A 16,240-nucleotide genomic window follows, 5' to 3' on the forward strand; every position below is an offset into this window, starting at 1 on the left:
CACGCGCTGCCCCTGCGGGGACGCTGCGGAGGGCCTTGCCTTCTGACGGCGATGTCCGGCGGTGCCGTACGGCGTGGTCCGGCGTGCGGCCCGCCCCTGCCTTCCGCCGGGACGGTGGCGCGCCACGACGGTGGCGCCCGGCGGTGCCGTACGGGCTGAGGCTGGTTCGGCACCGCCGGTTGCGTCCGGTGGGGGGTTGCGCGCTGTGGCGGCGGGGGTGGGTTTCGGCGTGCGGTTTCCGTATGGGTGCGGGCCAGGCCCGGTTTCTCCGCCGCGACGGTGGCGCGCCACGACGGTGGTGTCCGGCGGTGCCGTACGGGCTGAGTGGGTTTCGGTGCGCGGTTTCCGTATGGGCCGGGCCAAGCCCGGATTCCCCGCCGCGACGGTGGCGCGCCACGACGGTGGCGCCCGGCGGTGCCGTACGAGGCCAGCCGACGGGCGCTGTCCGCGAGGACCGGCGTGCCTCCGGTTGCGGTCCGTGGGGTTGCGCGCCGGCTCGGCGCGGGTAGGCTCCGGGGCCCGCTCGCCCCCTCGCCCGCTTGGAGGCAGGAATGGCCCGTCCCAGAACCCTGCGGAAGCAACCCCCGCACCGACGACTGCCCGTGCTCGCCGCGGCGGCCTCCCTGGTCGTAGGGCTCGGCGCCCTCCCGGCCGCCGCCCAGCCCGCAAGCCCGGCCGCCGAGGCCACCCGCACCCCCGCCAAGACCCCCGTCGCCGTCGGCTACGGCGGCGCCGTGGCCAGCGTCGACGCCGACGCCTCGGCCGCCGGCATCGAAGTGCTCCGCAAGGGCGGCAACGCCGTCGACGCCGCCGTGGCCACCGCCGCCGCCCTCGGCGTCACCGAGCCGTACTCCGCCGGCATCGGCGGGGGCGGCTACCTCGTCTACTACGACGCCGAGCGGCACCAGATCTCCACCATAGACGGCCGCGAACGCGCCCCCCTGACCGCGGACAAGGACCTCTTCCTGGAGCACGGCAAGCCCATCCCCTTCGCCGACGCCGTCACCAGCGGCCTCAGTGTCGGCACCCCGGGGACACCCGCCACCTGGGACACCGCCCTCCGCACGTGGGGCAGCCGCTCGCTCGCCCAGGTGCTCGAGCCCGCCGAGCGCATCGCCCGCTCCGGCTTCACCGTCGACGACACCTTCCGCAAGCAGACCGCCGACAACCAGTCCCGCTTCAAGGACTTCCCGGCCACCGCGAAGCTCTTCCTGCCCGGCGGCGCGCCCCCAGCCACCGGCAGCACCTTCAAGAACCCCGACCTGGCCCGCACGTACGCCCTGCTCGGCGAGCGCGGTGTGGGCGCGCTCTACCACGGCGAGCTCGGCCGCGACATCGTCAAGACCGTGCGCAAGCCGCCCGTCGACCCCGCCTCCGGGCGCGTCGCCCGCCCCGGTGGCCTGACCGAGCGGGACCTGCGTGCGTACGGGACGAAGCGCCAGGCACCGACGCACACCTCGTACCGCGGCCTCGACGTCTACGGAATCGGCCCCTCCTCCTCCGGCGGCACCACGGTCGCCGAGGCCCTCAACATCCTGGAGAACGGCGACCTTTCGAAGGCCGACGAGAAGACCTACCTGCACCGGTACATCGAGGCCAGCCGGATCGCCTTCGCCGACCGCAACCGCTGGGTGGGCGATCCGGCCTTCGAGGACGTGCCCACCAAGCCCCTCACCTCCCAGCGCTTCGCCGACGCGCGCGCCTGCCTCGTCAAGGACGACGCCGTGCTGACCAGCCCCCTCGCGCCCGGCGACCCGCGCCGCCCGGTGCCCTGCGGAGCGCACGGCAAGGCCGCGCCCACCCCGTACGAGGGACAGCACACCAGCCACCTGACGGTCGCGGACAAGTGGGGCAACGTCGTCGCCTACACGCTCACCATCGAGCAGACCGGCGGCAGCGGCATCACCGTCCCCGGCCGTGGCTTCCTGCTCAACAACGAGCTGACCGACTTCTCCTTCACCCCCGTCACCCCGGGCGTGCACGACCCCAACCTGCCGGGCCCGGGCAAGCGCCCGCGCTCGTCGATGTCGCCGACGATCGTCCTCGACCACGGGCGTCCCGCCTTCGCCCTCGGCTCGCCCGGCGGCGCGACGATCATCACCACGGCGCTGCAGACCCTCCTCAACCACGTCGACCGCGGGATGCCCCTCGTCGACGCGATCGCCGCACCGCGCGCGAGCCAGCGCAACGCCGCGGCCACGGAGCTGGAACCCGGCCTGTGGAACAGCCCGCTGCGCGGCCGGCTGGAGCGCCTCGGGCACGTCTTCAAGCAGAACCCCGAGATCGGCGCGGCGACCGGCGTGCAGCGGCTGCCGGACGGCCGGTGGGTGGCCGCCGCCGAACGGACCCGGCGCGGCGGGGGCTCGGCGATGGTGGTGCGGCCGAGCGGGAGTCCGCCGGTGCGCTGAAACGCGCCCGGGCGGGTGCGGCGCGGAGGCGAATCGCCGGGCGGTGCGCTGGTGAGGATCACCGGCATATGGCTGCGCACCGTGGAGAACCTGAAGAAGCCGGAGAAGCCGGAGAGCGCGGGGAATCCGCCGGCCGGATACGGGCCTTCGCCGCCGCCCCGGTCCTTCTCGCCCTCCTGCTGGGGGCGTTAGCGGTGTGGCTGCCCGGCAGCCACACCGCTGACGCGGCGACCGGCGCGGCCGGAGCGAACACCTGCCGGGCCGGCGCCTACCTCAGCGACCTCTACAACCTGGACCCCGCCGCGCACACCTTCGGGGCACGGGTGACGGTGTGGACCGTCTGCCCGCGGCGCGAGCTGGATCCGCTGCCCGACGCGGCGTTCAGCAATTACAACGACAACCTGGAGAAGAGCGAGCCGTCCCTGACCTCGGAGAGGGGCATGTTCCGCGACGTGGTCCGGGTCCAGGGGACCTTCCGGCAGGAGTGGGACGTCCGGGCCTTCCCCTTCGACCGCCACCGCATCGAGGTCAAGGTCACTTCCCGCAAGGAGGCCGACGAGGTCCGGTTCGTCCCCGACAACGACGACGCCGCGACGAACGACCTCATCGCGCCGCCCGGCTGGCGGATCACCGGCTACCACCTCGCCGCGGTCGACCGGCATTTCCCCACCAACTTCGGTGACCCGAGCCTCCCGAAGGGGAAGGGCAGCACGCGCAGCCGGCTGCTCATCCAGATCTCCCTGTCACGCAGCGACCCCGTCATCTTCTGGAAGCTGACGGGCCCGCTCTACCTCATGCTGCTCATCGGCACAGCCGCCTTCCTGCTGCCGTCGCACAGTGACGAGCTGGGCATGGCGGAGAAGCTCGACTCGATGCAGAGCCGGCTGTCCCTGCTGGGCGGCGGCCTGTTCGTCGTCATGCTCAACATGCAGCAGGTGAACACGGTGATCACCAGCAGCGTGGGGCTGACGCTCATCGACGGGCTGCATTTGCTCACTCTCGTCTACGTGCTGCTCGCCGTGGTCGCCACCGTGCTGTCCTGGCGCTGGACCGTCCGGGGCGGCGACCCGGAGCGCGTGGAGCGGATGCACCACCGAGGTGCGGTGATCGCCCTGGCGGCGTACGCGGCCGTCGCCGGGGCGATGGTCGCGTACGCCGCCTGTGTGGGCTGACCGTGGGCCACAGCCCAGCGGCTTGATGCCGTCAGCCCAGCAGCTTGATGACGTCGTCGGTGGTGCCGGTCTCCGCGAGGCGCGGGAAGATCTTCTCGACGGCGATGCGGTGCACCTCCGGGTCGGTGTCGGTGACGGCGTCGGTCACGACCGTGACGTGGTAGCCGTGCTCGTGGGCGGCGCGGGCCGTGGACTCGACTCCCGCGCCCGTCGCGATGCCCGCGAGGACGATCTGGGTGACGCCGCGGCGGCGCAGCTGGAGGTCGAGGTCGGTGGCGTGGAAGGCGCCCCAGGTGTGCTTGGTGACCACGATGTCGCTGTCCTTGCGGTCCAGTTCGGGCCTCAGGTCGGCGAAGCCGGCCGGGAACTCCCCGCTGCGCAGGGGCGCTTCGGAGCGGCCGGGCGCGGTGCCGACGACGCGGACGAGGACGACGGGCAGGCCGTGGTCGCGGAAGGCGGCGGCCAGGCGGGCGCCGCGTTCGACGATCTCTTCGGAGGGGTGGGCGGTGGGGAGGGCGGTGATGCCCTTCTGGAGGTCGATGAGGACGAGGGCGCTGGTCTTGTCGAGCGTGGTGACGGGCATGGAGGAGTGCACCTTTTCTGCTTGGTCCGCTGGTACTTGTTGGTCCGCTGGTACTTGCCTTGCTTGTTCCGCGGAGTGGCCGGGGCCGGAGTGGCCGAGGCCGGGGTCGCCGGGGCCGGGGTGGTCGAGGGCTTTCGCGCGCAGGGCGCGGTCGGTGGCGGTCAGGACGAGCAGGAGCAGGCTCAGCGCGCCGGTGACGGCCGCGAGCCGGTGGAGTCCGGCGTCGCCCGCCTGCCGGCCGAAGCAGACGGCGAGGAGGCCGGTGGCGGCTATCGCGCTCGCGTACTGGGCGGTGCGCTGCAGCCCGGCCGCGGACCCGACGCGGTCGGGCCGCGCCTGGGCGTAGACGGCGGCCTGGTTGCCGGTCGAGGACAGGCCCTGCGGGACGCCGAAGAGCGCGGAGGCGATGAGCAGCGCGGCGAGCGGGGTGCCGCCGGTGGCGGCGACGAGGAGGCCGCTGCCCGCGGCGAGCAGCGCGGCGGCCGTGGTGAGCGGGGCGCGGAGACCTTTCGTCCGGGCGCCGAGGAGGGAGCAGACGGCGGCCGCGAGGGACATCGGCAGCATGACCAGGCCGGTCTGGAAGGAGGTGTAGCCGTGGGCCTCCTCCAGCCATTGGGAGTAGCCGTAGAGGGCGGAATAGATCGTGAGGTAGGCGAGCCCGTGGCGGAGGTAGGTGCGCAGGAGGGCGGGCCGGGACGGGGCAGGGCCCTGGGCCTGCGGTACGGGGCCGCTCCTGCCGCCTCGTACCGCGCGCGGGTGGTCGTGCGGCAGCCACGGCAGGGCGGCTGCGAGCGCGAGGAGGGAGAGGGGGACGTTGACCGCGAAGATGCCCCGCCAGCCGGTGGTCGTGGTGAGGAGCCCGCCGAGGGTGGGGCCGAGGGCCGCGCTGCCGAGGGCGGCGAGCGAGAGGCGGCCCATGACGGGGCGGGGCGCGGGGCGGCCGGTCCGCAGGGACTCCGCGCGCAGCATCGCCATCGCGGCCGGGTACGCGGCCGAGGTGCCGACGCCCAGCAGGACCCGGGCGGCGATCAGCCACCCGAAGCCGGGCGCGAGCGCGCCGAGCAGGCCGGCGGCGCAGACGAGGACCAGGCCCGCGAGGAAGACGCGGCGGGGGCCGAAGGAGTCGGCGAGGCGGCCCATGACGGGCTGGCCGGCGGCGCTGGCGAGGTAGAGGGACGACAGCAGCCAGGCGGTGCCGGAGGGCCCGGCGCCGAAGTCGTGGCCGATCGCCACCAGGCCGGTGGCGATCATCGTGGTGTTGAGGGGGTTGAGGACGGCCCCGAGGAGCAGCGGCGTCATCAGGCGGGCGCCGAATCCTCCGCCGGGGCCGGCGGCGTGCGGAGCGGTGTGCGGGGCGGGGTCCGGCGCCCTTAAGGCTTTCACCCGTCCGCCAGGCGCTTGAGCAGGCGGGTGGCGTCGGCGAGGGTCTGCCGCTCTTCCCCGGTGAGCCGGTGCGCGATGGCGTCGGCGAGCCAGGCGTGCTTGGAGTGCCGTACGGAGGAGACGGCCTCGGTGCCCAGGCCGGTGAGGGAGAACAGGACCTGTCTGCCGTCCGTCGGGTGCGGGGAGCGGGCGACCAGGCCCAGCTCCTCCAGCCTGCCGACGATGGCGCGCATCGACTGCGGGCGGACGAGCTCGGCGCGGGCCAGGTCGGCGGTGGTGGCCGGGCCGCCGTTGGCCAGGCGGCCGAGGACGGTGCGCTGGGAGGGGGTGAGGGCGCCCTGCGGCGAGGCCTCGCGCAGGCGGCGCATGAGCTGGGAGACCGTCGCGGCCAGATCGGCCGCGGCGCGTTCCTGATCCATGTCGGGATCCTTGTCGGGCATGGCCCCACCGTAAATACCAACAGGCAAACTTGCAAGTTTGCCTGTCGGGTTATCCACAGGGCGATCGATGGTCTTGCCGCGCGGCGTGGCGCGTCCTACGGTCGCAACCACACGTGGATCTACGCGTGTCAGCCTGGCCGGTCGGCCTGACTGACGCCCCCGTGAAGGAGCAGCTCATGGCCAATGTCGTCCGCGCCGCTCTGGTCCAGGCCACCTGGACCGGTGATACGGAATCCATGCTCGTCAAGCACGAGGAGCACGCCCGCGCAGCCGCTGCCCGGGGCGCGCAGGTGATCGGTTTCCAGGAGGTGTTCAACGCCCCCTACTTCTGCCAGGTCCAGGAGAGCGAGCACTACCGCTGGGCCGAGCCCGTTCCCGGCGGGCCCACGGTCCGCCGGATGCAGGAGCTGGCCCGCGAGACGGGCATGGTGATCGTGGTGCCGGTCTTCGAGACCGAGGGCCCCGGTTTCTACTACAACACCGCGGCCGTCATCGACGCCGACGGCAGCTATCTGGGCAAGTACCGCAAGCACCACATCCCCCAGGTCAAGGGCTTCTGGGAGAAGTACTACTTCGCGCCGGGCAACCTCGGCTGGCCCGTCTTCGACACGGCCGTCGGCAAGGTCGGCGTCTACATCTGCTACGACCGCCACTTCCCGGAGGGCTGGCGCCAGCTCGGCCTCAACGGCGCCCACCTCGTCTACAACCCCTCGGCCACCTCCCGCGGCCTCTCGGCCCACCTGTGGAAGCTGGAGCAGCCGGCCGCCGCCGTCGCCAACGCGTACTTCGTCGCGGCCATCAACCGCGTCGGCCAGGAGGAGTACGGCGACAACGACTTCTACGGCACCTCCTACTTCGTCGACCCCCGCGGCCAGTTCGTCGGTGACGTGGCGAGCGACTCCAAGGAGGAACTGCTCGTGCGCGACCTGGACTTCGGCCTCATCGACGAAGTGCGACAGCAGTGGGCCTTCTACCGCGACCGCAGGCCCGACGCCTACGACGGGCTGGTCCGGCCATGACCTCCCCGACCGGGCCCGGGAGCTCTCCGGCCGCCCATCTGCACGCCCGGCACCGCGCCGTGATGCCCGACTGGCTCAGCCTCTACTACCGCAGGCCCCTGGAGCTCACCCACGGCGAGGGCCGCCACGTCTGGGACGCCCAGGGCCGGCGCTACCTCGACTTCTTCGGCGGCATCCTCACCACCATGACCGCCCACGCCCTGCCCGAGGTCACCAAGGCCGTCGCCGAGCAGGCCGGCCGCATCCTGCACACCTCCACCCTCTACCTCGACCGGCACATGGTCGAGCTCGCCGAGCGCATCGCCGCCCTCTCCGGCATCCCCGACGCCCGCGTCTTCTTCACCACCTCCGGCACCGAGGCCAATGACGCGGCCCTCCTGCTGGCCACCTCGTACCGCGGCTCCAACCAGATCCTGGCCATGCGCAACAGCTACCACGGCCGCTCCTTCTCCGCCGTCGGCATCACCGGCAACTCCTCCTGGTCGCCCACCAGCCTCTCCCCGCTCCAGACGCTCTACGTCCACGGCGGCGTCCGCAGCTCCGGCCCCTACGCCCACCTGACCGACTCCCGCTTCATCTCCGCGTGCGTCGCCGACCTCGAGGACATGCTCGGCCAGGCCCACGGCCGGGTGGCGGCCCTCATCGCCGAACCGATCCAGGGCGTCGGCGGGTTCACCGCCCCGCCCGACGGGCTCTACGCCGCCTTCCGCGAGGTCCTCGCCGAGCGCGGCATCCTCTGGATCACCGACGAGGTGCAGACCGGCTGGGGCCGCACCGGCGACCACTTCTGGGGCTGGCAGGCCCACGCCGAAAACGGCCCGCCCGACCTCCTCACCTTCGCCAAAGGCATCGGCAACGGCATGTCGATCGGCGGCGTCGTCGGCCGGGCCGAGGTCATGAACTGCCTCGACGCCAACTCCATCTCCACCTTCGGCGGCAGCCCCGTCACCATGGCCGCCGGCCTCGCCAACCTCACCCACCTCCTCGAACACGACCTCCAGGGCAACGCCCGCCGGGTCGGCGGCCTGCTCATCGAGCGGCTCCGCGCCATCACCGCCGGCTTCCCCGCCGTCCGCGAGGTGCGCGGCCGCGGCCTGATGATCGGCATCGAGCTGGTCGAGCACGACGGATCCCCCTCCCCGGAAGGAGCCTCCCTCGCCCTCGAACTGGCCCGGGAAGAAGGCCTGCTGATCGGCAAGGGCGGTCGCGACGCCAACGTCCTGCGCATCGCCCCGCCGCTCTCCCTCACCGTCGCCGAGGCCGAGGAGGGCGCCGGTGCCCTCGAATCGGTCCTGCGTCAGGTGCAGTTCACCATCGCCGGAAAGGAGCGGCCATGACCACCACGGCCATCCGCGGCGGCCTCGTCATCACCGCCGCCGAGGAGACCCTCGCCGACGTCCTCGTCGAGGACGGCAAGGTCGCGGCCCTCGCCGCACCCGGCAGCGCCTTCGCCCAGGGCTGGCGGGCCGACCGCACCCTGGACGCCACGGGGAAGTACGTCATCCCCGGCGGCGTCGACGCCCACACCCACTTCGACCTCCCCTTCGGCGGCACCGCCTCCTCCGACGACTTCGAGACCGGCACCCGGGCCGCCGCCTGGGGCGGCACCACCACCGTCGTCGACTTCGCCGTCCAGACCCGCGGGCAGGCCCTGCGCGAAGGGCTCGACCGCTGGCACGCCAAGGCCGCCGGCCGCTGCGCCGTCGACTACGCCTTCCACATGATCCTCTCCGACGTGAACGAGGGATCGCTGAAGGAGATGGACCTCCTCGTCTCCGAAGGCGTCACCTCCTTCAAGCTCTTCATGGCCTACCCCGGCGTCTTCTACAGCGACGACGGGCAGATCCTGCGCGCCATGCAGCGCGCCGCGGGCAACGGCGGGCTGATCATGATGCACGCCGAGAACGGCATCGCCATCGACGTCCTCGTCGAACAGGCCCTCGCCGCGGGCCGCACCGACCCCCGCCATCACGGCGAGGTCCGCAAGGTCCTGCTGGAGGCCGAGGCCACCCACCGCGCGATCCAGCTCGCCCGCGTCGCCGGCAGCCCGCTCTACGTGGTGCACGTCTCCGCCGAGGAGGCCGTGGCCGAGCTCGCGCACGCCCGCGACAAGGGCCTCCCCGTCTTCGGCGAGACCTGCCCGCAGTACCTCTTCCTGTCCACCGACAACCTCGCCGAGCCGGACTTCGAGGGCGCGAAGTACGTCTGCTCCACCCCGCTGCGGCCCCGCGAGCACCAGGCCGCCCTCTGGCGCGGCCTGCGCACCGACGACCTCCAGGTCGTCTCCACCGACCACTGCCCCTTCTGCTTCTCCGGACAGAAGGAGCTCGGCCGCGGCGACTTCTCGAAGATCCCCAACGGCCTGCCCGGCGTGGAGAACCGGATGGACCTCCTCCACCAGGCCGTGGTCGACGGTCACCTCACCCGCCGCCGCTGGATCGAGCTCGCCTGCGCCGCCCCCGCCCGGATGTTCGGCCTCGCCCCGCACAAGGGCACCATCGTCCCCGGCGGCGACGCCGACATCGTCATCTACGACCCGCACGCCGAGCAGACCCTCTCGGCCGCCACCCACCACATGAACGTCGACTACTCCGCCTACGAGGGAAAGCGCGTCACCGGGCAGGTCGAGACCGTCCTCTCCCGCGGCGAAACCGTCATCGACCGGCGGAAGTTCACCGGGCGCGCCGGCCACGGCCGCTACGTCCCCCGCACCACCTGCCAGTACCTGACATAAGGAGCACCGTCGTGGACTTCGGCCTCGTCCTGCAGACCGACCCGCCCGCCACCGCCGTCGTGGACCTGATGCGCCGTGCCGAGCGCTCCGGCTTCCGCTACGGCTGGACCTTCGACTCCGCCGTCCTGTGGCAGGAGCCGTTCGTCATCTACAGCCGCATCCTGGAGCACACCGAGCGGCTCGTCGTGGGGCCGATGGTCACCAACCCCTCCACCCGCACCCCCGAGGTCACGGCCTCCACCTTCGCCACCCTCAACGACATGTACGGCAACCGCACCGTGTGCGGCATCGGCCGCGGCGACTCCGCGATGCGCGTGGCCGGCCGCAAGCCCAACACCCTGGCCTCCCTCCGGGAGTCCATCCGCGTCATCCGCGACCTCGCCGAGGGCCGCGAGACCGACGTCGGCGGCACCCCCCTGAAGATCCCCTGGGTCCGGGACGGCAAGCTGCCCGTGTGGATGGCCGCCTACGGGCCCAAGGCGCTCGCCCTGGCGGGCCAGGAGGCCGACGGGTTCATCCTCCAGCTCGCCGACCCGTTCCTCACCGAATGGATGATCAAGCACGTACGGGACGCGGCAGCCGGGGCCGGCCGCGACCCGTCCTCGGTCACCATCTGCGTGGCCGCCCCCGCCTACGTCGGCGACGACCTCGCCCACGCCCGCGAGCAGTGCCGCTGGTTCGGCGGCATGGTCGGCAATCACGTGGCCGACCTGGTCGAACGCTACGGCGAGCACTCCGGCCTCGTCCCCGACGCCCTCACCGCCTACATCAAGCAGCGCCACGGCTACGACTACAGCCACCACGGCCGGGCCGGGAACCCGTCCACGGACTTCGTCCCCGACGAGATCGTGGACCGCTTCTGCCTCCTGGGCCCCGCCGAGTCCCACCGCGAGCGACTGGAACACCTGCGGAGCCTGGGCGTGGACCAGTTCGCGGTCTACGCCATGCACGACGCGAAGGAGGCCACGATCGACGCGTACGGGCAGGACATCATTCCGGCATTCGCCTGAGACGAGCCGTACGGCTCCACGGCGCCACCGCGCGGGCCTACGGAACGCGGGCCGTCCACTCCGGAGAGGAGAACTTCGCCGCCGCCAGCTCCTCCGCCCGCGCCATCTCCTCGGGGGTGACCGATCCCTCCGTGAGGCCGTACCGGCCGCGGAAGGAGTCGATCATCTTCTCGATGACGGCGGCGCGCGACAGGCCGGTCTGGCGGCGCAGGGGATCGACCCGCTTCTTCGCGCTCTTCGTGCCCTTGTCCGACAGCTTCTCCCGGCCGATGCGCAGCACGTCCAGCATCTTGCCGGCGTCGATGTCGTAGGCCATCGTCACGTGGTGCAGCACCGCGCCCTCGGCGCCCACCAGCCGCTTCTGCGCCGCGCCCGCGATCTTCCCGGAGTCGGTGGCGATGTCGTTGAGCGGCTGGTACCAGGCCTTGACGCCCATGCCCTCCAGCGCGCCCAGCACCCAGTCGTCCAGATAGGCGTAGCTGTCGGCGAAGGACAGACCCTGGACGAGGGCGTCCGGGACGCACAGCGAGTAGGTGATGGTGTTGCCGGGCTCGATGAACATGGCCCCGCCGCCGCTGATCCGGCGCACCACCGTCATCCCGTGGCGCTCGGCGCCCTCCGGGTCCACCTCGTTGCGCAGGGACTGGAAGCTGCCGATGACGACCGCCGGGGAGGCCCACTCCCACACGCGCAGCGTCGGCGGCCGCCGCCCGGCCGCCACCTCGGCGGCCAGCACCTCGTCCAGCGCCATGTGCAGGGCGGGGGACTGGGGGCCGTCGTGGACGAGCTGCCAGTCGTAGTGGTGCCAGTCGGTGGCGTTGGCCAGGGCGCGGCGGACGGCGATGCCCACGGCCTCGGAAGTGAGGCCGAACATCACCGTGCCCTCGGGCAGCGCGGCATCGATGCGGGCGGCGAGCTCCGGAGCGGTCAGCTCGGCGGGCGCGCCCTCCAGAGCCCGGTTGATGTCGAACAGCGCCTCGTCGGGTTCGAGGAAGAAGTCCCCCGCCACCCGGACGTCACGGAGCGCTCCGTCCACCACGTCCAGGTCCACGACGACGAGCTTGCCGCCCGGCACCTTGAATTCACCGTGCACGGCGCATCCTCCAGCTTGGTTTCCCCGGCCGGCCCAGCGACCGGCAACGGAAACAACCGTAACGCCGCGACGGGCCGTACCGTGCGCCCGGCGGCCCGGGGCAGGAGGGCACCCCGCAGGTGGTCCGCGGTGGTATTGCGCGCCGGGGGGAAGATCTGCCTTGCTGGACGTCATGTTCACCACCCGGCCCACCCTGCAGGGCACCTTCGGCATGGTGTCGTCCACCCACTGGCTGGCGTCGCAGTCCGCGATGGCCGTGCTGGAGAGCGGCGGGAACGCCTTCGACGCCGCCGTCGCGGGCGGGTTCGTCCTGCACGTCGTCGAGCCGCACATGAACGGCCCGGCCGGCGAGGTGCCCGCCGTCCTCGCCCCGGCGGGCGGCCGGGTGCAGGTGCTCTGCGGCCAGGGACCGGCGCCCCGGGGCGCCACCATCGAGCACTACACCTCGCTCGGCCTCGACCTGGTCCCCGGCACCGGCCCCCTCGCGGCCGCCGTCCCGGGGGCGTTCGACGCCTGGATGCTGCTCCTGCGCGACCACGGCACCAAGCCGCTCGCCGACGTGCTGGCGTACGCCATCGGCTATGCAGAGCACGGCCACGCCCCCGTCGAGGCCATCGGTCGGACCGTGGCCACCGTCCGGAGGGTGTTCGAGACGGAGTGGACGTCCTCGGCCGAGGTCTACCTGCCCGGCGGCCGCCCGCCGGCGCCCGGCGCGCTCCTGCGCAACCCCGCGCTCGCCGCCACCTGGCGCCGTCTGATCGCCGAGGCCGAAGCCGCCGGGGGCAGCCGCGAGCAGCGCATCGACGCGGCCCGCCGCGTGTGGCGCGAGGGCTTCGTCGCCGAGGCCCTCGTCGCGGCCGCGGGCCGGCCCACCCTCGACACCTCCGGCGAACGCCACACCGCGCCCCTCACCGGCGACGACCTCGCCGCCTTCCGGGCCGGCTACGAGGAACCGGCGCGCTACGACTGGAACGGCTGGACCGTCTGCAAGCCGGGCCCCTGGTCGCAGGGCCCGGTCCTGCTCCAGCAGCTCGCCCTGCTCGGCGCGCCGCCGGAGTACGGGACCCCCGAGTACGTCCACACCCTCATCGAGGGCAGCAAGCTCGCCCTGGCCGACCGCGAGGCCTGGTACGGGGACGCCGCCGACGTCCCGCTGGAGGACCTGCTCTCCGACGGCTACAACACCGCCCGCCGCGCGCTCGTCGGCGACCTCGCCTCGTACGAACTGCGCCCCGGCAGCCCCGGGGGCCGCAGCCCGCGGCTGGCCCGCCACGCCGTCGCCGCTGCGGAACGCACTGCTCCGGCGGTGCCGGGCGCGGGCGAGCCGACCGTGGCGGTCAGCGGCGCGACCCGCGGCGACACCTGCCACCTCGACGTCGCCGACCGCTGGGGCAACATGATCTCCGCGACGCCCAGCGGCGGCTGGCTGCAGTCCAACCCCGTCGTGCCGGAGCTCGGCTTCCCCCTCGGCACCCGGCTGCAGATGGCCTGGCTGGAACCCGGGCTCCCCAACTCCCTCACCCCCGGGCGGCGGCCCCGCACCACCCTGACCCCGTCGCTGGCCCTGCGCGACGGCGAGCCCGTCCTCGCCTTCGGCACGCCCGGCGGCGACCAGCAGGACCAGTGGCAGCTGCACTTCTTCCTCGCCGCCGCCCTGCGCCCGCCCGTGCGCGGCGGCCTCGACCTGCAGGGCGCGATCGACGCGCCCAACTGGCACCACGAGTCCTTCCCCGGCTCCTTCCACCCGCGCACCATGGCGCCCGGCGCGGTCGTCGTGGAACGGCGCCTCGGCGAGCGGGCGATCGGGGAGCTGCGGCGGCGGGGCCACCGGGTGACGGTGGGGGAGCCGTGGTCGGAGGGGCGGCTGTGCGCGGTGGCCCGTGACCCGCGGACGGGCGTGCTGTCGGCGGCCGCCAACCCGCGCGGCATGCAGGGGTACGCGGTGGGCCGCTGACGCGGCGCGGGGCACGCGTTCACCGGTGGGACATCCGGGGGAGACCCGGCCGCCACCGGTTGTCGGTGGGGCGTGGTTCGATGGACGCATGCTCGAAGACTTTCTCGCAGGTGACCTGACCGACGTCGAGGAGGCGGTCCGCAAGGCGGCCGCCGCCGAGATCACGCCCCGCTTCCGGCAGCTCGCCGCGGACGAGATCGTCGAGAAGAACGGCCCGCACGACCTCGTCACCGTCGCCGACCGGCGCGCGGAGGAGCACCTCACGGCCTCGCTCACCGCCCTGCTGCCCGGTTCGGTCGTCGTCGGCGAGGAGGCCGTGCACGCGGACCCGGGCCTCCTCGGCGCCCTCGGCGGCGACGCGCCCGTGTGGATCGTCGACCCCGTCGACGGCACCCGCCAGTTCGTGCACGGCGAGCCCGGCTTCGCGACGCTGGTCTGCCTCGCCCACCGCGGCGAGCTCCTCGCCTCCTGGACGTACGCGCCCGCGCTCGACCTGATGGCCGTCGCCCGCCGCGGCGGCGGCGCCACGCTCAACGGCGAGCCGCTGCACGCCGGCTCGCCGGCCCCCGGCAAGGTCCTGGAAGTGGCCATCTCGCACTACGACTTCACCGACGACGAGCAGAAGCGCGTCCTCGCGGCGCTCAGCACCGAGGGGCTCGCGCCCCGCCCCTGCGGCTCGGCCGGCCTCGAATACCTGAATGTGGCCCGGGGCAGCATCGACGGCCTCGCCTTCTCCTGGGAGAACCCCTGGGACCACGCCGCCGGCCTGCTCCTCGTCGCGGAGGCGGGCGGCGCGAGCGGGACGCTCGCGGGCGAGTCGTTCCGCATAGCCGGCGGCAACGCGCTCCCCTTCGCCGCCGCGCGGGACGAGCCGACGCTCCGTCATATCCTGGACCTGCTGGTGTCCGCCGGCTGACCACCGGGACGGATTCCGGAAGCCTGGAAGCCCGGGACGGCTCCCGGGGCATCCGGATCCGGGACGTTCCGAACACGAGGGGAGTGGCGTCCGGTGCCGACCATGCTCGACGCTGTCGTCGTAGGTGCCGGGCCCAACGGGCTGACCGCCGCCGTGGAGCTGGCCCGCCGCGGCCTGTCGGTGGAGGTCTTCGAGGCCGCCGGTGCCATCGGCGGCGGCGCGCGGACCGAGGAGCTCACGCTCCCCGGCTTCCGGCACGACCCGTGCTCCGCCGTGCACCCGCTCGGCGCGGGCTCCCCGGCCTTCGCCGCGATGCCGCTCGACCGGCACGGCCTGGAGTGGGTCCACCCCGAGCTGCCCATGGCCCACCCCTTCCCGGACGGCACGGCCGCGGTCCTCTCCCACAGCGTGGGGGAGACGGCGCACTCGCTCGGCCCGCGCGACGCCGGGGCCTACCGCCGGCTCGTCGCGCCGTTCCGCGGCAAGTGGAGCACGGTCGCCGCCGACTTCCTGCGCACCCAGTGGGACGGGCTGCCGAGCGACCCGCTGCTCTACGCGCGTTTCGGCCTCGTGGGCGCCCAGCCCGCGGCCCTGCTGACCCGCCGGTTCCGGGAAGAGAAGGCGCAGGCCCTCTTCGCCGGCCTGGCCGCGCACGGCATCTCTCCCCTCACCGGCATCGGCACGGGCGGCATGGCCCTGGTCTTCGCACTGGCCGCGCACGCGGGCGGCTGGCCGGTGCCGCGCGGCGGCTCGCAGGCCATCGCCGACGCCCTCGCCTCCTACCTGCGCGCGTGCGGCGGCGCCGTGCACACCGGCTACGAGGTCAAGCGGCTGGACGACCTGCCGCCCGCCCGGGCCTATGTGTTCGACACCTCGCCCACCGCCCTCGCCCGGATCGCGGGCCTCGGCAACGCCTACCGCGGCTACCCGTACGGCCCCAGCGTCTTCAAGATCGACTATGCGCTGTCGGGGCCCGTGCCGTGGCGGTCGGAGGCCGCCCGCCGGGCTGGCACGGTCCACGTCGGGCCGACGTACGGAGAGATCGACGCGGCCCTCGACGCCGCGCTCCACGGCCGGGACCCCTCGGTGCCCTTCCTCATCACCGCCCAGCCCAGCCTCGTCGACCCCACGCGCGCGCCCGAGGGCAAGCACACCTTCTGGGTGTACGGACACGTGCCCAGTGGCTGGGAGGGTGACGCCACCGAGGTGATCGAGCGGCAGATCGAGCGGTTCGCGCCCGGCTTCCGCGACCTGGTCCTGGCCCGCGCCACGGCAGGCCCCCCACAGCTGGCCGCCCGCAACGCCAACTACGTGGGCGGCGACTTCGCCATCGGGTCGGTGGCGGGCCTGCGCCTGATCATCCGCCCCAAGCTCGCCCGCGTCCCGTACGCGACCTCGCACCCCGCGGTCTTCCTCTGCTCCTCGGCCACCCCGCCCGGGCCCGGCGTGCACGGCATGTGCGGGCACCACGCGGCGAAGGCGGTGTGGCGGAGGCTGCGGAAGAAGTAGCGGGAGAAGCAGCGGAACG

General features: G+C 73.5%; 12 protein-coding genes and 1 pseudogene. 9 read left to right on the forward strand and 4 right to left on the reverse strand.

Annotated features, from left to right (window positions below; genetic code table 11):
- Positions 1-551 precede the first annotated feature (551 nt).
- Together ggt and ACFZCD_RS23315 are read left to right on the forward strand one after the other, a co-directional pair.
- Complete coding sequence (gene ggt / locus ACFZCD_RS23310) at positions 552-2,408, forward strand: gamma-glutamyltransferase (protein ID WP_391833799.1); 1,857 nt, start codon at positions 552-554, stop codon at positions 2,406-2,408.
- A 68-nt stretch (positions 2,409-2,476) separates the two neighbouring features.
- Complete coding sequence (locus ACFZCD_RS23315; RefSeq protein WP_391833801.1) at positions 2,477-3,580, forward strand: hypothetical protein; 1,104 nt, start codon at positions 2,477-2,479, stop codon at positions 3,578-3,580.
- 31 nt (positions 3,581-3,611) lie between these two features.
- On the opposite strand, the gene ACFZCD_RS23320 is transcribed toward ACFZCD_RS23315, so the two are convergent.
- The 3 genes and pseudogenes from ACFZCD_RS23320 to ACFZCD_RS23330 all read right to left on the reverse strand — a co-directional run bounded on the left by ACFZCD_RS23320 (position 3,612) and on the right by ACFZCD_RS23330 (position 5,986).
- Entirely contained in the window at positions 3,612-4,163 is a 552-nt protein-coding gene (locus ACFZCD_RS23320; RefSeq protein ID WP_391834027.1) for an isochorismatase family protein, read from the reverse strand.
- Between the two features lie 276 nt (positions 4,164-4,439).
- Positions 4,440-5,462: pseudogene (locus ACFZCD_RS23325) on the reverse strand (MFS transporter); the annotation flags it as partial.
- Between the two features lie 80 nt (positions 5,463-5,542).
- Positions 5,543-5,986, reverse strand: coding sequence for a MarR family winged helix-turn-helix transcriptional regulator (locus ACFZCD_RS23330; RefSeq protein WP_391833803.1), 444 nt, complete (start codon positions 5,984-5,986; stop codon positions 5,543-5,545).
- Positions 5,987-6,162: 176 nt separating this feature from the next.
- On the opposite strand from ACFZCD_RS23330, the gene ACFZCD_RS23335 reads away from it, so the two are divergent.
- Genes ACFZCD_RS23335 through ACFZCD_RS23350 form a run of 4 tightly spaced genes read left to right on the forward strand, consistent with a single transcriptional unit; the run spans position 6,163 to position 10,749 of the window.
- Positions 6,163-7,005, forward strand: a complete 843-nt coding sequence (locus ACFZCD_RS23335) for a nitrilase-related carbon-nitrogen hydrolase (RefSeq protein ID WP_391833805.1) — start codon at positions 6,163-6,165, stop codon at positions 7,003-7,005.
- On the forward strand, positions 7,002-8,342 hold the full coding sequence (locus tag ACFZCD_RS23340; protein WP_391833807.1) for an aspartate aminotransferase family protein: 1,341 nt from the start codon (positions 7,002-7,004) through the stop codon (positions 8,340-8,342). Before ACFZCD_RS23335 ends, ACFZCD_RS23340 begins: the two co-directional genes overlap by 4 nt.
- Positions 8,339-9,739, forward strand: coding sequence for a dihydropyrimidinase (gene hydA, locus ACFZCD_RS23345; protein ID WP_391833809.1), 1,401 nt, complete (start codon positions 8,339-8,341; stop codon positions 9,737-9,739). Before ACFZCD_RS23340 ends, hydA begins: the two co-directional genes overlap by 4 nt.
- Positions 9,740-9,750: 11 nt before the next feature.
- Entirely contained in the window at positions 9,751-10,749 is a 999-nt protein-coding gene (locus ACFZCD_RS23350; protein WP_391833811.1) for a TIGR03842 family LLM class F420-dependent oxidoreductase, read from the forward strand.
- 37 nt (positions 10,750-10,786) lie between these two features.
- Here ACFZCD_RS23350 and ACFZCD_RS23355 read toward each other — a convergent pair whose 3' ends face one another.
- The gene (locus ACFZCD_RS23355) at positions 10,787-11,842 is read right to left on the reverse strand and encodes a biotin/lipoate A/B protein ligase family protein (RefSeq protein ID WP_391833813.1); all 1,056 of its coding nucleotides are present in this window, start codon (positions 11,840-11,842) and stop codon (positions 10,787-10,789) included.
- Positions 11,843-12,014: 172 nt separating this feature from the next.
- Here ACFZCD_RS23355 and ACFZCD_RS23360 point away from each other — a divergent pair, with 172 nt between their 5' ends.
- The 3 genes from ACFZCD_RS23360 to ACFZCD_RS23370 all read left to right on the forward strand — a co-directional run bounded on the left by ACFZCD_RS23360 (position 12,015) and on the right by ACFZCD_RS23370 (position 16,221).
- Entirely contained in the window at positions 12,015-13,796 is a 1,782-nt protein-coding gene (locus ACFZCD_RS23360) for a gamma-glutamyltransferase family protein (protein ID WP_391834029.1), read from the forward strand.
- Positions 13,797-13,884: 88 nt separating this feature from the next.
- Complete coding sequence (locus tag ACFZCD_RS23365) at positions 13,885-14,712, forward strand: inositol monophosphatase family protein (protein ID WP_391833815.1); 828 nt, start codon at positions 13,885-13,887, stop codon at positions 14,710-14,712.
- A gap of 93 nt (positions 14,713-14,805) precedes the next feature.
- On the forward strand, positions 14,806-16,221 hold the full coding sequence (locus ACFZCD_RS23370; protein ID WP_391833816.1) for a phytoene desaturase family protein: 1,416 nt from the start codon (positions 14,806-14,808) through the stop codon (positions 16,219-16,221).
- Positions 16,222-16,240 lie beyond the last annotated feature (19 nt).

The organism is Streptomyces sp. NPDC008001, assembly GCF_042958085.1.
GTDB lineage: Bacteria > Actinomycetota > Actinomycetes > Streptomycetales > Streptomycetaceae > Streptomyces.

Bases quoted from the DNA above. Each gene is read 5' to 3' on its own strand.
- ACFZCD_RS23335 (WP_391833805.1), top strand. From the start codon at position 6,163: ATGGCCAATGTCGTCCGCGCCGCTCTGGTCCAGGCCACCTGGACCGGT.
- ACFZCD_RS23315 (WP_391833801.1), top strand. From the start codon at position 2,477: ATGGCTGCGCACCGTGGAGAACCTGAAGAAGCCGGAGAAGCCGGAGAG.
- ACFZCD_RS23365 (WP_391833815.1), top strand. From the start codon at position 13,885: ATGCTCGAAGACTTTCTCGCAGGTGACCTGACCGACGTCGAGGAGGCG.
- ggt (WP_391833799.1), top strand. From the start codon at position 552: ATGGCCCGTCCCAGAACCCTGCGGAAGCAACCCCCGCACCGACGACTG.
- ACFZCD_RS23320 (WP_391834027.1), bottom strand. From the start codon at position 4,163: ATGCCCGTCACCACGCTCGACAAGACCAGCGCCCTCGTCCTCATCGAC.
- hydA (WP_391833809.1), top strand. From the start codon at position 8,339: ATGACCACCACGGCCATCCGCGGCGGCCTCGTCATCACCGCCGCCGAG.
- ACFZCD_RS23330 (WP_391833803.1), bottom strand. From the start codon at position 5,986: ATGCCCGACAAGGATCCCGACATGGATCAGGAACGCGCCGCGGCCGAT.
- ACFZCD_RS23340 (WP_391833807.1), top strand. From the start codon at position 7,002: ATGACCTCCCCGACCGGGCCCGGGAGCTCTCCGGCCGCCCATCTGCAC.
- ACFZCD_RS23360 (WP_391834029.1), top strand. From the start codon at position 12,015: ATGTTCACCACCCGGCCCACCCTGCAGGGCACCTTCGGCATGGTGTCG.